General features: G+C 65.0%; 10 protein-coding genes and 3 rRNA genes. 3 read left to right on the top strand and 10 right to left on the bottom strand.

Annotated features, from left to right (window positions below):
* Positions 1 to 14 precede the first annotated feature (14 nt).
* The 3 genes from H0S66_RS17150 to H0S66_RS17140 are packed head-to-tail and all read right to left on the bottom strand — an operon-like array spanning position 15 to position 2,080.
* Entirely contained in the window at positions 15 to 854 is an 840-nt protein-coding gene (locus H0S66_RS17150) for a TlyA family RNA methyltransferase (protein ID WP_179616445.1), read from the bottom strand.
* A gap of 4 nt (positions 855 to 858) precedes the next feature.
* Complete coding sequence (locus H0S66_RS17145; RefSeq protein ID WP_179616444.1) at positions 859 to 1,059, bottom strand: hypothetical protein; 201 nt, start codon at positions 1,057 to 1,059, stop codon at positions 859 to 861.
* 10 nt (positions 1,060 to 1,069) lie between these two features.
* Entirely contained in the window at positions 1,070 to 2,080 is a 1,011-nt protein-coding gene (locus tag H0S66_RS17140) for an HAD-IIA family hydrolase (RefSeq protein ID WP_258016964.1), read from the bottom strand.
* Between the two features lie 48 nt (positions 2,081 to 2,128).
* Between H0S66_RS17140 and H0S66_RS17135 the strand changes: the two genes are divergently transcribed.
* Positions 2,129 to 3,274, top strand: coding sequence for a DUF1015 family protein (locus tag H0S66_RS17135; RefSeq protein ID WP_179616443.1), 1,146 nt, complete (start codon positions 2,129 to 2,131; stop codon positions 3,272 to 3,274).
* Here H0S66_RS17135 and H0S66_RS17130 read toward each other — a convergent pair.
* Positions 3,234 to 3,608: a single-stranded DNA-binding protein gene (locus H0S66_RS17130; RefSeq protein ID WP_179616442.1), complete on the bottom strand. Its 375-nt coding sequence runs from the start codon at positions 3,606 to 3,608 to the stop codon at positions 3,234 to 3,236. The genes H0S66_RS17135 and H0S66_RS17130 overlap by 41 nt on opposite strands.
* A gap of 194 nt (positions 3,609 to 3,802) precedes the next feature.
* On the opposite strand from H0S66_RS17130, the gene H0S66_RS17125 reads away from it, so the two are divergent.
* Positions 3,803 to 4,327 carry a hypothetical protein gene (locus H0S66_RS17125; protein ID WP_179616441.1) on the top strand — a complete coding sequence of 175 codons (525 nt, stop codon included), beginning with the start codon at positions 3,803 to 3,805 and terminating at the stop codon, positions 4,325 to 4,327.
* Between the two features lie 358 nt (positions 4,328 to 4,685).
* Here the strand turns inward: H0S66_RS17125 and H0S66_RS17120 are convergent, their stop codons facing one another.
* From H0S66_RS17120 to H0S66_RS17110, 3 genes are all read right to left on the bottom strand, one after another.
* Positions 4,686 to 4,967, bottom strand: a complete 282-nt coding sequence (locus H0S66_RS17120) for a hypothetical protein (protein ID WP_179616440.1) — start codon at positions 4,965 to 4,967, stop codon at positions 4,686 to 4,688.
* Positions 4,968 to 5,104: 137 nt separating this feature from the next.
* Positions 5,105 to 5,455 carry a hypothetical protein gene (locus tag H0S66_RS17115; protein WP_179616439.1) on the bottom strand — a complete coding sequence of 117 codons (351 nt, stop codon included), beginning with the start codon at positions 5,453 to 5,455 and terminating at the stop codon, positions 5,105 to 5,107.
* Positions 5,456 to 6,243: 788 nt separating this feature from the next.
* Entirely contained in the window at positions 6,244 to 6,894 is a 651-nt protein-coding gene (locus H0S66_RS17110) for a DUF4304 domain-containing protein (protein ID WP_179616438.1), read from the bottom strand.
* 272 nt (positions 6,895 to 7,166) lie between these two features.
* Here H0S66_RS17110 and H0S66_RS17105 point away from each other — a divergent pair, with 272 nt between their 5' ends.
* Complete coding sequence (locus H0S66_RS17105) at positions 7,167 to 8,357, top strand: IS110 family RNA-guided transposase (RefSeq protein ID WP_179616437.1); 1,191 nt, start codon at positions 7,167 to 7,169, stop codon at positions 8,355 to 8,357.
* A gap of 119 nt (positions 8,358 to 8,476) precedes the next feature.
* Here the strand turns inward: H0S66_RS17105 and rrf are convergent.
* From rrf to H0S66_RS17090, 3 genes are all read right to left on the bottom strand, one after another.
* Positions 8,477 to 8,593: ribosomal RNA gene (gene rrf / locus H0S66_RS17100) — 5S ribosomal RNA — on the bottom strand.
* A gap of 139 nt (positions 8,594 to 8,732) precedes the next feature.
* Positions 8,733 to 11,869: ribosomal RNA gene (locus H0S66_RS17095) — 23S ribosomal RNA — on the bottom strand.
* A gap of 425 nt (positions 11,870 to 12,294) precedes the next feature.
* A 16S ribosomal RNA gene (locus H0S66_RS17090) occupies positions 12,295 to 13,819 on the bottom strand.
* Together the 16S, 23S and 5S rRNA genes form the textbook arrangement of a ribosomal RNA operon.
* Between the last annotated feature and the right edge of the window lie 327 nt (positions 13,820 to 14,146).

The raw sequence follows: 14,146 nt of genomic DNA, 5'->3' as shown, positions 1-14,146 counted from the left end.
CACGGGGGGCTGGCTCACTCCTCCACCCTCTCACCCGGGTCCCCCACCGGGTCCTCGCCCCGCACGAGGCGGGCCAGGTCGTCGGCGTCGACGCGGGCGGGGCCGCGGCGCAGCCACAGGAAGAACTCGACGTTGCCCGACGGGCCGGGCAGCTGGCTGGTGGTGGCCATCACCGCGCCCCAGCCCCGCTGGGCCGCCGCGGCGGCGACGGTGTTGACGGCCTCGGCGCGCAGGTCGAGGTCGCGCACGACCCCACCCTTGCCGACGCGGTCCTTGCCGACCTCGAACTGGGGCTTGACCATCAGGGCCAGGTCCGCGTCGTCGGCGCACACCGACAGCACGGCGTCGAGCACCAGGACCAGGGAGATGAAGGACAGGTCGCCGACCACGACGTCGACCGGGCCGCCGACCAGCTCGGGGGTCAGCTCGCGGATGTTGGTGCGGTCGTGCACGCGCACCCGCTCGTCCTGGCGCAGGGACCAGGCCAGCTGGCCGTAGCCGACGTCGACGGCGACCACCTCGGCCGCGCCGTGGCGCAGCAGCACGTCGGTGAACCCGCCGGTCGACGCGCCGGCGTCGAGGCAGCGGCGGCCCTCGACCGTAAAACCGTGCGGGCCGAACGCCGCCAGCGCACCGCTGAGCTTGTGCCCGCCGCGGGACACGAAGTCGGGCACGCCCTCGACCTCGGTGACCACGAGCGCCACGTCGGTGGTCACCCCGGTCGCCGGCTTCGAGGCGACGGCGCCGGAGACCTTCACCCGGCCCTGGGCCACCAGCTCGGAGGCGTGCTCGCGCGAGCGGGCCAGCCCGCGGCGGACCAGCTCCGCGTCGAGGCGCAGACGACGAGGGGGCACCGGCTCAGCCCTCGTGCGCGGACGTCGGGGCCGCGTCGGGGTCGCTGTCGAGGGCGCGGCGCAGTGCGTCGTGCGCGGCCTCGAAGACGGCGGCGTGCTCGCCGACCGGGCGGGTCGCCAGCTCCTCGACGGAGGCCGTCACCGCGTCGACGGCGGCGACGCCGGTGCGGGGCCCCTCCGGTGCCGCGGGGTGGTGCTCGTCCATGCCGGCGAGGCTACCGCGCGACCGCGCTCGGGGGGCCGACCAGGTCGCCGGTCTCCACGGGCCGCCCGGTGCGGTCGAGGTGCGCCCAGCCGGCGACCGCGACCGCGCGCCACCAGTCGGCCTCGCCGCCCTCGCCGCTGACCTGCAGGCGGCCGTCCTCGACGTGGGCGCTCCAGCCCCCGCAGCGCGCGACGCCACCGTCGGCGACGACCTCGGGGTGCGGCTCGAGGAGGCCGCGCAGGTCGGGGTGCAGGTAGGTGGGCCGCTCCTGCTCGCGGGCGGCCAGCAGGGTCGGCAGGTCAGTGACCCCGGTGAGCACCAGGAGCGCCTCGATGCCGGTGCCGACCGCACCCTCGATGTCGGTGTCGAGGCGGTCCCCCACCATGAGCGGCCGCTCGCCCCCGACGCGGCGCACGGTCTCGTCGAGCAGCGGCCGGGCGGGCTTGCCGGCGACCACGGGCTCGACGCCGCTGAAGCGCTGGAGCGTCTCCACCAGCACACCGTGGCCGGGCGCGACGCCGTACGACGTCGGGATGGACTGGTCGGTGTTGCTGGCCACCCACCACAGGCCCTCGCGGATCCGCACGGCGGCGCGCATCACGTCGCGCCACAGCACGTCGGGGCCGTAGCCGGTGACCACCGCGTCGGCGTCGTCCTCGACCCCGACCGGCTCGAGACCCACGGCGCGCACCGACTCCAGCAGCCCGTCGGCGCCCAGCACCACGACCCGGGCACCCTCGCCGAGGCGCTCCGCCAGCACCCGGGCGGCGGCCTGGGCCGAGGTGACCACGTCGGCGTCGTCGGCGTGCACACCGATCCGGCGCAGGTGTGCGGAGACGGTGGCGGGGGTGCGGGAGGCGTTGTTGGTGATGAAGGCGACCCGCATCTGCTGCTCGCGGGCGGCCGCGATGGCCTCCGCCGCCTGCGGCACGGCCTCCCCGTCGACGTACACGACCCCGTCGAGGTCGAGCATCGCGAGGTCGTGGCAGCCGGTCAGCGCCTCGCGTGTCCCACGCAGCACGTGTGTCCCCTTCCCGTGGTCGGTCCGAGCGCACCCTACGATGCACCGATGGACGAGAGCGCTGTGGTCTGCCCGCCCGCCCTCGCCGGACCCGTGAGGCTGCACCCCTTCCGGGCGCTGCACCTGGCGGCCAACCGGGTCGGGACGGCGGCCGGGGCCAGGGCCTTCGCCCACCCGCACGACCGCGTCCCCGGACGGCTGGCCGGCTGGCTGCGCGAGGGCCTGGCCGTCGAGGAGACGAGCCCGGCGGTGTGGGTGCACGAGTACACCGCTCGCGGCATGACCGTGCGCGGGATCGTCGGGGCGCTCGACCTGACCCGGCCGGCCGTCCCCGGCACCGCCCCCGCGGTGCTGCCGCACGAACGGGTCCTCCCCGCGCAGGTCGACGAGCTCGAGCGTCGGATGGCCGAGATGCAGCTGCAGCCGGCAGCGATCCTGCTCGCCCACCGGGCCACCCCGCGCCTGCGGGCGCTGGTCGAGCGGGTCGTGGCCGCCGAGCCCGACGTCGAGATCGACGACCCGACCGGTCAGGAGCACCGGGCGTGGGCGGTCACCGACCCGAGCACGACCCGGGAGCTCGACGAGTCCCTCGCGGGCACCCAGGCGTTGATCGCCGACGGTCACCACCGCTATGCCGCCTACCTGCGGCTCTGCGCCGAGCACGGGGCCGAGGGGCCCTGGGGCCGGGGGCTGGCCATGCTGGTCGACCACGACGACACCCCGCTCTTCCTGGGCGCGATCCACCGGCTGCTGCGCGGCGTCCAGGTCGCCGACCTGGTCGCCCTGGCCCGCGACGCCGGGCTGTGCGTGCGCACCGGCGGCCGCGGCGCGGCGCTGAACGCCCTGGACCGCCAGGTGCTGGTGCTCGCCGACTCCCGCGAGGCCGCCTGGGTGCGCGTGCCGGAGGACCGGTTGCCGGTCGAGCTGCTCCACCACGACCTGCTGCCCGCCCTGCGGGAGCAAGGACGTCCGGAGACCGGCACCGACCACCTGCACACCGCGGAGCAGGCGCTCGCGGGCGCGGACGCCGGGTCGGGCACCGCGGTCCTGCTGCCGGCGCTCGAGCTGGACGAGGTGATGACGGTCCTGCGCGCCGGCCGCCTGCTGCCCGAGAAGGCCACGTCCTTCCAGCCCAAGCCGAGCGTCGGTGTGCTCATGCGGCCGGTGCGCGACGGATCCGGCGACCCGACCTGACCTCGACCTCCACCCGGGAGGCGGTGCCGGCCGGGCTGCGGAAGAAGCGCCGTCGCACCGCGCCCTCCACCGCCACGACGTCACCGGCGTGCCAGCGCTCCACGCTGCGGCGCACCCGGGCGTCCCACGCCGCGCACTCGATCGCGTCCACCGACCCGCGCGGGCCGCGTCCCTCGGCCGCAGCCGGCCGAGGCGGGCGACCGACCACGACCCGGAAGGTCCACAGCCGGTCTCCGCTGGGCAGCTCGCGCAGCTGGGGGTCCTGGGCCAGCCTCCCCTGCAGGCGCACCTCGTTGACCGGGTCCGTGTCCTGCACCGTCTCCACCGTGGGCATCCGCACCACCTCCTGACCACCATCCTGGCGGGCACCGACCCCGCGTGGGGGCACCGGAACGGATCTGTGGAGAACCACCGGGGCCGGCACGCGAGGCAGGTCTGAGCACGCGTACGGATGCGGCACGACGGGGCGAGGCCCAGGCTCGTCCCATGGACCATGATCACAGCTCCCCGGGGCGGACCGCAGGCCGGGTGGCGGCCACAGCCCTCGTCCTGCTCGCCGTCGCGACGTCGATCGTGCTGGGCACCGCCGGGTGGTTCGCAGTGGGCTTCGCGACCATGACCGACTGCACCAACAGCTACAGCTGCTCCCCCGCTGGCTGCCCGCCCTGCGCGGCGACCGGGCGCTGGATCAACGCCGGCGGGCTGGCCCAGTGGGCGCTGGCCGCGACCGGGGTGGCCGTGCTGGTGCGGGCGCGCGGGCGGCGTCGACCGCTGAAACTCGCGGCTGCGGGGGCGCTGCTGCTGTCGCTGTCGGTGCTGGCCGTGGTGCTGAGCACGACCCTGGCGCAGTCGTCGTACTGCCGTCCCGGCACCCCCGGCTATGCCGACAGCTACTGCGCCGGCAAGCGCACGGCAGAGTGGTGGACGCCCCCCCTCTGCTGTCGAGGTGTGATGGCCAAGCGCGGATCGCGCCAGATCAGGCTGGCCGCGGGCGCACGTGTCGCGGCAGATCAGCGCACGCCGCCGCGCACTGGTCCGAACGACGAGAACTGAAGCCGTAGCCATGGTGGGCTCCGCTGACCCAGTCTGCGTCCGTTCCCCGGCAGGATCGGAAAAGTGTGGAGTCTGCGATGAAGCAGGTTGATCCAAGACTCCACACTCTCTGGGGCGGCACAGGGCTCAGCGAGGCGGGCGCTCATCGGCAAGACCGCGCACCACTCGCGGGAGATGCGCGCGCGGTGAGGCGCGCACTACGCGGCAGGAGCGGTCGGTTGGTGATGCCTCCCATGGGAGTCGCTTGACCAGTTCCTCTCTGGATGGCGTCATCCCTCGCGTCTCCATGACGCGCACCTTCTGGAGGTTCGGGAGCGACAGCAGGGGGCGGTAGTCGAGGTCATCGACGATGAGGGCCCTAGATGGTGACAACGACTGCCAGCACGGTCGCCACCGTCGCCCAGCCCAGGACGATGGCGTGGCGCAGTCGGTACTGGGGGGCCTGCGACGGAAGCGGATCTACAAGGTGTGTCAACACGAGATAGATGGCGACAAACGAGGGGCAGACGATGACCAGAGCGAGCCCGACGCTAGCGCCCGCCAGCAGAAGCCCTACATAGGTGCTCGCGGCGAGAAGGTAGCCGATGCCAGCAAGCATCGGGTTCCACAAGCGTCGATGCGAGATGTCGGTGCCAGCCACGTCCTCATGGTTTCACGGGTGCCGCGCGATCTTTGAGCACCGTCGCCATACGGCGAACATCCGCTCCTCGGCACGTTCGTGCCAGCAGCGGCAGAACCGGATGGCCGCGGGCGCACCCTACGGGGCATGAGCGTGCGCTAAACGTTGCCCTCGCGGAGCAGGACAAGCCCCTCCTCGCGCCACTCGGCTTCCGACTGAGGTGGGGCTAGTTCAACGCCGCCGAGTCCTGCGGCAGCCGCGAACTCCTGGCGTAGTTGCGCCATCAGCGCGGCAGCCTCTTGCTCTAGGTTCGTTCCGTTCAAGGGGTCGTCAATTCCTAGACCCAGCACCAAGTCACCCTCTCCGGTCAGAGTGACAATGGCTTCCTCATGGGTCTTGCTCAGTAGGTAGAGCGAGAGGGCGCCATCCGGTGCGAGGTCGTCGCGCCGCAACTCGGCCAGTGCCTCAGCGTCTCCCGGCTCGGGGGCGCAAGCGACGAACGTGCGCATGAACGGAGCGAAGTGCGGCTCCCGTGGTTGCTCTGTACCGACGTAGCGGTCGATGAAGCGGCGGAGCGCAGCGGGACGGTCTTCTGTTCGCACCCAGACGTATACGTCGAAGCAGGGAGGCACTCGGGGACGCTATCGCGACCGACGCACATCGGCAGAGCCGCGCACCACCAGCGGCAGATGCGGATGTGACGAAGCAAGACCGGGCCGACGGGCGGGCCCCATCTCACACGGGTCGCAGGAGTCGACGCAGGGCCAGGAACATCGCGAGCCCGGCGCAACCGAGGAGCACGTAGCACGCGACAAGGCTGCCGAGCCACCATCGATCCGACAGAGACGCGGCCAGCGCAGCTGCCGCGAAACACGCCGCCGACAGCGCGAATGTCGGCAGGGCCGATACGTATCGCGCTTCCAGAAACTTCAACGGGTGATCTGCAGCTACTAGACCCGGCCACCAGCGAGACCTCGTGAAGAGGGACAAGGCCGCGAGAGCGCACGGCATGGCGTAGACGACCAGAAGATCCATGGCCCGATCAGCGTGTCATACGCCTTCAGCGGATTCCGCGTCCCCCTAACCTCGCGTCGATTGTTCATGCGTCCACCGAGGCATCGAACGTGAGTCATGCATGAGTGGCGCCGGGCTCCGTGGGGACGCTGAGCCACGATGCCTCAGCCACGAGGCCCGCGCGTCGAGTTGGTGTTGACCACGTCGCTCACCGTCCGGCCACCTCGCGGCAGAAGCGTGCGTCTTCGAGCGCACGCTACGCGGCACGAGCGGGCGGTTCGGGTCACGCCTTGGCTGACTCCGCACGAACCCATGCATCGAAGCGCTCGGCGTGGTCACGCTGTGTCGGCATGACGTTTCTGAGCGCGAAGTCGAGTTGCGAATCCAGCTCTTCAGACGGTCCAGCATCCATGAGTAGGAGGGCCTCGGCGCGGGCGAAGAAGACTCCGTAGTTGGAGCGCTTCATCATGCCGAGGTCTCCGTCCCGCACACGGGCCACCATTGCCTCGCGAGAGAACATGCGCTCCAGCACCGGCCAACCGGACCGGTCGAGTTGCACGATCATGTCCGCAACCGCACCGCGGGCCGAATGGCCGTCTGTGACATCCCACCAGCCGTCGGTGCCTTCTGGAGTTCCTTCCGGGTGAAGTCGTTCTCTGTACAGCCCGAGTGACTCATTGACGGACTTGGGCAAGCCTGCGTCGAGCCTCTCCGCCTCCCACCTCAACCACGGCTCCGGGGCGAAAGCGAGGTTCACAACGCATCGCAGGTGCTCGGCGCTGCTGAAGGACGAAGACTGAACGTTGACAACGGCCCAGTCACCGTCGGTCGAGGACTTGCGCCAGTTCGGTTGTGACCCCTTGTAGCCGTAAAGGCGCGCAGCGGGTCCAAGGTGGTCGCGAAGCGCGGCCTTCAAAGCGTCCTGGGCGGTCACCCGCGCAGGATGCCATGCCGCTCTGCCGGACGACCGCTCATCGGCTGCTTGTTCCATTGACCTCAGAACCGGTGCCTGGCGAGGCTCGCTTCAGACGTCCGGGTTGTCGCTCTCACATCGGCTGCCCACGCTGGTCGTGTGGCTCTCATTTGGCCTGCGCGGCCCGGGCGTCGCCAGGGTCAGGAGAGGCTCAAGAGGGGTTTGCACAGCTCGAAGCAGCGTTGCCCTCCCGACTCGACAACCACTGGGTGATCGAGGCAGGAGGACAAGGCATGACGGACAGCGGCGAGCGGGTCGTGATCGGGATGGATCCGCACAAGAGATCGGTGACCATCGAGGTCATGGCTGCCGATGAGCAGGTGTTGGGCGGTGGCCGGTTCGGCACCGACGTCGCCGGCTTCAAGGCGATGCTCGAGTACGCGAGCCGGTGGTCGGACCGGGTCTGGGCCATCGAGGGCTGCAACGGCATCGGACGCCACGTCGCCATGCGGCTGCTTGCTGCTGGCGAGCAGGTCATCGACGTCCCACCGAAGCTGTCAGCACGGGCCAGGGTTTACTCGACCGGACAGGGGCGCAAGACCGACGCCACCGACGCCCACTGCGTCGCACTGGTCGGTACCCGGATGGCGGGGCTACGGCCGGTGGTCAACGACGAGCAGCTCGCGGTGCTCCGACTCCTGGTCGACCGCCGCAGCTCGCTGGGCGAGGACCACACGCGGATGATCTCCCAGCTTCACCAGCTGCTGCTCGAGCTGATCCCCGGTGGTGCGAAGAAGAGCCTGTCCGCGGCCCAGGCCAAGGCACTCTTAGCCACGGTCCGTCCCCGCGACGTCGCGGGCAAGACCCGACGCCGCGTCGCGGCCGAGCTGGTCGCTGATCTCGAGCGGGTCTACGCCCGCAGGAAGGCCGCGGACAAGGAGCTGAAGGAACTCGTCGCTGCGACAGGCACCAGCCTGCTGGACCTGCACGGCATCGGACCCTCCAGCGCAGCCCGACTGCTGGTCGAAGTCGGTGACATCACCCGGTTCCCCAACCGCGACCACTTCGCGTCCTGGAACGGCACCGCCCCCATCGACGCCTCCTCCGGCGACAACGTCCGGCACCGACTGTCGCGAGCCGGCAACCGGCAGATCAACCGGGTCCTGCACATCATGGCCACCGTCCAGCTGCGCAACGACACCGAAGGCCGCGCCTACTACGACCGCCGCAGACCCGAGGGCAAGACCTCGATGGAAGCGACGCGAGCACTCAAACGACGGCTGTCGAACATCGTCTACCGCACCATGCTCGACGACGCCGTTAGAGCATCGACGGCTGCTGAGGTGACGGGCCCGGGAGGGCAACGAGGTAGCGACTCTGACTCCAGCGCGACCGGCTCACAACCTCAACACCGGCTCTTCGGACAAGCCACTCCGGGGCCCGTCACCACGCAGCCTAGCGCGCCGGTGCCACGCGTGTCTTGACGCAGAGGAGCCATGAGCGGACGGCTCGCAGCTGGTTGATCAGACCCCAACCGCAGAAGAAGACGCCACGCAAATGACAGCAGCCCCACCGCGGTGCGGTGGGGCTGCTGCGAAGAATTGTCCGGCGGCGTCCTACTCTCCCACAACCTCTCGGTTGCAGTACCATCGGCGCTGAAAGGCTTAACTTCCGGGTTCGGGATGGGACCGGGTGTTTCCCTTTCGCTATGGCCGCCGTAACTCTTGCGGCACACACCCCAGGTAGATGATCACTGGGTGGTGTGTGTGCCAAGCCATTATTCACATGTGATGACACGTGTGTTGTGTGTGTTGGATTCGTGGACGCGAACAGCCTTTGCAGGTTCAGCTGAGTGGTTGTGGGACAAGCCCTCGGCCTATTAGTACCGGTCGGCTAGGCATTGCTGCTGTACACCTCCGGCCTATCAACCCAGTGTTCTGCTGGGGGCCTTACCCGGTTGACCCGGTGGGAAACCTCATCTTGAAACGTGCTTCCCGCTTAGATGCATTCAGCGGTTATCACTTCCGAACGTAGCTAACCAGCCGTGCCCCTGGCGGGACAACTGGCACACCAGAGGTTCGTCCATCCCGGTCCTCTCGTACTAGGGACAGCCTTTCTCAAGTTTCCTGCGCGCGCGGCGGATAGGGACCGAACTGTCTCACGACGTTCTAAACCCAGCTCGCGTGCCGCTTTAATGGGCGAACAGCCCAACCCTTGGGACCTACTCCAGCCCCAGGATGCGACGAGCCGACATCGAGGTGCCAAACCATCCCGTCGATATGGACTCTTGGGGAAGATCAGCCTGTTATCCCCGGGGTACCTTTTATCCGTTGAGCGACGTCGCTTCCACATGCCGACGCCGGATCACTAGTTCCGACTTTCGTCCCTGCTCGACATGTCTGTCTCACAGTCAAGCTCCCTTGTGCACTTACACTCGCCACCTGATTGCCAACCAGGCTGAGGGAACCTTTGAGCGCCTCCGTTACTCTTTAGGAGGCAACCGCCCCAGTTAAACTACCCATCAGGCACTGTCCCTGATCCGGATAACGGACCTAGGTTAGACATCTAGTACGACCAGAGTGGTATTTCAACGATGACTCCACACTCACTGGCGTGAATGCTTCACAGTCTCCCACCTATCCTACACAAGCCGAACCAAACACCAATACCAAACTATAGTAAAGGTCCCGGGGTCTTTCCGTCCTGCCGCGCGTAACGAGCATCTTTACTCGTAGTGCAATTTCGCCGAGTCCACGGTTGAGACAGCGCCCAAGTCGTTACTCCATTCGTGCAGGTCGGAACTTACCCGACAAGGAATTTCGCTACCTTAGGATGGTTATAGTTACCACCGCCGTTTACTGGGGCTTAAATTCTCCGCTTCGAACATTGCTGCTCTAACAGGTCCTCTTAACCTTCCAGCACCGGGCAGGAGTCAGTCCGTATACATCGTCTTACAACTTCGCACGGACCTGTGTTTTTAGTAAACAGTCGCTTGGGCCTGGTCTCTGCGGCCCTTCCCGCTCCCACCGCAAGGGTGTTCACGTTCCGGGCCCCCCTTCTCCCGAAGTTACGGGGGCATTTTGCCGAGTTCCTTAACCGTGGTTCGCTCGATCGCCTTAGTATTCTCTACCTGATCACCTGAGTCGGTTTGGGGTACGGGCGGCGCATAGCTCGCTAGAGGTTTTTCTCGACAGCATAGGATCATCCACTTCCCCCCAACGGGGTCCCCATCACATCTCAAGCCCGACATCAAAGTCAGAGATCCGGATTTGCCTAGATCTCGCCCTACATGCTTAGCCGTACACAACCATCGGTACGGTTGGACTACCTTCCTGCGTCACCCCATCGCTTGACTACTACCAGTTCGGGTCCCACGCTACGCTCAACCGCCTCGCCCCGAAGGGTCCGGTCGGCTGAGTTTCAGATGGTTAGCATCACCGGGTTCGTCATGGGCGCTACTTTGCCGGTACGGGAATATCAACCCGTTGTCCATCGACTACGCCTGTCGGCCTCGCCTTAGGTCCCGACTTACCCAGGGCAGATTAGCTTGACCCTGGAACCCTTGATCATTCGGCGCACGTGTTTCTCACACGTGATTCGCTACTCATGCCTGCATTCTCACTCGTGTCGCATCCACACCTGGATCACTCCGGCGCTTCACTCGCGACACGACGCTCCCCTACCCATCCACACACCTGAACACCCATCAAGTGGGTGCTGGGCTTATGTGAATGCCATAGCTTCGGCGGATGACTTGAGCCCCGCTACATTGTCGGCGCGGAATCACTTGACCAGTGAGCTATTACGCACTCTTTCAAGGGTGGCTGCTTCCAAGCCAACCTCCTGGTTGTCAGTGCGACTCCACATCCTTTTCCACTTAGTCACCGCTTAGGGGCCTTAGCTGATGGTCTGGGCTGTTTCCCTCTCGACTACGGAGCTTATCCCCCGCAGTCTCACTGCTGCGCTCTCACTTACCGGCATTCGGAGTTTGGTTAACGTCAGTAACCTGGTCGGGCCCATCGGCTATCCAGTGCTCTACCTCCGGCAAGAAACACGCAACGCTGCACCTAAATGCATTTCGGGGAGAACCAGCTATCACGAAGTTTGATTGGCCTTTCACCCCTATCCACAGGTCATCCCCTCAGTTTTCAACCTAAGTGGGTTCGGTCCTCCACGCGGTCTTACCCGCGCTTCAACCTGCCCATGGATAGATCACTTCGCTTCGGGTCTTGATCGTGCTACTCAGACGCCCTATTCGGACTCGCTTTCGCTACGGCTTCCCCACACGGGTTAACCTCGCAACACAACGCAAACTCGCAGGCTCATTCTTCAAAAGGCACGCCGTCACCCCATCACCACAAGGATGAGTAAGGCTCCGACGGATTGTAGGCACACGGTTTCAGGTACTATTTCACTCCCCGCCAGGGGTACTTTTCACCTTTCCCTCACGGTACTTGTCCGCTATCGTTCATCAAGGAGTATTTAGGCTTAACGGGTGGTCCCGCCAGATTCACACGGAATTTCAGGGGTTCCGTGTTACTTGGGATGTCGCATCACAGTCGACTGCTTACACTTACGGGGCTATCACCCTCTACGGCGCCACTTTCCAGCGGACTTCAACTTCACAGACGATTTCTTACTGTGTGGTAGGCCGGCAGACCCACCCATGCGATCCCACAACCCCACATACACAACCCCTGCCGGGTATCACATGTACGTGGTTTGGCCTCATCCGATTTCGCTCGCCACTACTCTCGGAATCACTATTGTTTTCTCTTCCTGTGGGTACTGAGATGTTTCACTTCCCCACGTTCCCTCCACACACCCTATATATTCAGGCGCGGGTAACTGGACATGACTCCAGCTGGGTTTCCCCATTCGGACACCCCCGGATCACAGCTTGGTTGCCAACTCCCCAGGGCTTATCGCAGGCTCCTACGTCCTTCATCGGCTCTTGATGCCAAGGCATCCACCATGTGCCCTTCATAGCTTGTCTCACAAACACTCAACAAAAACTACAAAGACTAGATTAATTACACATCTAGAAAGACACGACCAACCACACCCACCCCACACAAGAGGCAGGCACATTGATCGCGTCAGATGCTCGCGTCCACTATCCAATTCACAAACAACCAGCCCACCAAGCCCCCAACCCCACCATCCGGTGGACCTGGGATACCAGGAGGCAACGAGCAACCAGTCACCTGATCCCTCAAAGCTCAACAGTGTGCCAACCCCGACCCGACCAGCAGAGATCTCCAGGTTCCACACCCCCACACACGCTCAGCAGAGCGTGCATACGGGTAGTACTGAGAAGACCCCGCCCACCAGGAACGGAGACATCATCGACGATTCCACTAGTGAACACCACCATGCGTACCAGAACAGTCGTCTGGTATCGGGGCGTGTGCTCCTTAGAAAGGAGGTGATCCAGCCGCACCTTCCGGTACGGCTACCTTGTTACGACTTCGTCCCAATCGCCAGCCCCACCTTCGACGGCTCCCTCCCACAAGGGGTTAGGCCACCGGCTTCGGGTGTTGCCGACTTTCGTGACGTGACGGGCGGTGTGTACAAGGCCCGGGAACGTATTCACCGCAGCGTTGCTGATCTGCGATTACTAGCGACTCCGACTTCATGGGGTCGAGTTGCAGACCCCAATCCGAACTGAGACCGGCTTTTTGGGATTCGCTCCCCCTCACGGGATCGCAGCCCTTTGTACCGGCCATTGTAGCATGCGTGAAGCCCTGGACATAAGGGGCATGATGACTTGACGTCATCCCCACCTTCCTCCGAGTTGACCCCGGCAGTCTCCTATGAGTCCCCACCATCCCGAAGGACGTGCTGGCAACATAGGACGAGGGTTGCGCTCGTTGCGGGACTTAACCCAACATCTCACGACACGAGCTGACGACAGCCATGCACCACCTGTACACCGACTAAAAGGGGCCGTATCTCTACAGCTTTCCGGTGTATGTCAAACCCAGGTAAGGTTCTTCGCGTTGCATCGAATTAATCCGCATGCTCCGCCGCTTGTGCGGGCCCCCGTCAATTCCTTTGAGTTTTAGCCTTGCGGCCGTACTCCCCAGGCGGGGCGCTTAATGCGTTAGCTGCGGCACGGAATCCGTGGAATGGACCCCACACCTAGCGCCCAACGTTTACGGTGTGGACTACCAGGGTATCTAATCCTGTTCGCTCCCCACACTTTCGCTCCTCAGCGTCAGGTCATTCCCAGAGAACCGCCTTCGCCACCGGTGTTCCTCCTGATATCTGCGCATTTCACCGCTACACCAGGAATTCCGTTCTCCCCTGAATACCTCTAGTCTGCCCGTATCGAAAGCAAGCACCGAGTTAAGCCCGGTGTTTTCACTCCCGACGCGACAAACCGCCTACGAGCCCTTTACGCCCAATAATTCCGGACAACGCTCGCACCCTACGTATTACCGCGGCTGCTGGCACGTAGTTGGCCGGTGCTTCTTCTGTAGGTACCGTCACTTGCGCTTCGTCCCTACTGAAAGAGGTTTACAACCCGAAGGCCGTCATCCCTCACGCGGCGTTGCTGGATCAGGCTTCCGCCCATTGTCCAATATTCCCCACTGCTGCCTCCCGTAGGAGTCTGGGCCGTGTCTCAGTCCCAGTGTGGCCGGTCACCCTCTCAGGCCGGCTACCCGTCGAAGCCTTGGTAGGCCATTACCCCACCAACAAGCTGATAGGCCGCGAGCACATCCCCCACCGAAAAAACTTTCCACCACCATCTCATGCGAGAAGCGGTCATATCCGGTATTAGACCCCGTTTCCGAGGCTTATCCCGAAGTGAGGGGCAGATTACTCACGTGTTACTCACCCGTTCGCCGCTCGTGTACCCCGAAGGGCCTTACCGCTCGACTTGCATGTGTTAAGCACGCCGCCAGCGTTCGTCCTGAGCCAGGATCAAACTCTCCGTTGAAAAACAACACCACACCCACCCAAAAGAGCAGGATGCGGAAAAAGAGATGCCTGACAAGAGAACAAAACTGACAATTGTCAGAATTATCGTCTTACCAAAGAAACCATCAACCACATCAGTCCGAAGACATCCATGATCGACGGGGCATAACAAACTAATTCGTCGACTATGACACACTGTTGAGTTCTCAAGAATCAGACGCACACCGTCCCAGCACCTCTCAGCACCAGCGGCGGGGCAACCTGCAGAAACTTACCGATCCGGCCTGTCCGAGTCAACTCCGGGGAGCTGGTCTTCGTCCTTCTCGGTGTTTCTTTGCCGGGACAT

Origin of the sequence: Nocardioides marinisabuli, from assembly GCF_013466785.1 — a bacterium.
Taxonomy (GTDB): domain Bacteria; phylum Actinomycetota; class Actinomycetes; order Propionibacteriales; family Nocardioidaceae; genus Nocardioides; species Nocardioides marinisabuli.
Note: the sequence above shows the minus strand (reverse complement) of the source record. Positions and strands in the feature narration are given on the sequence as shown.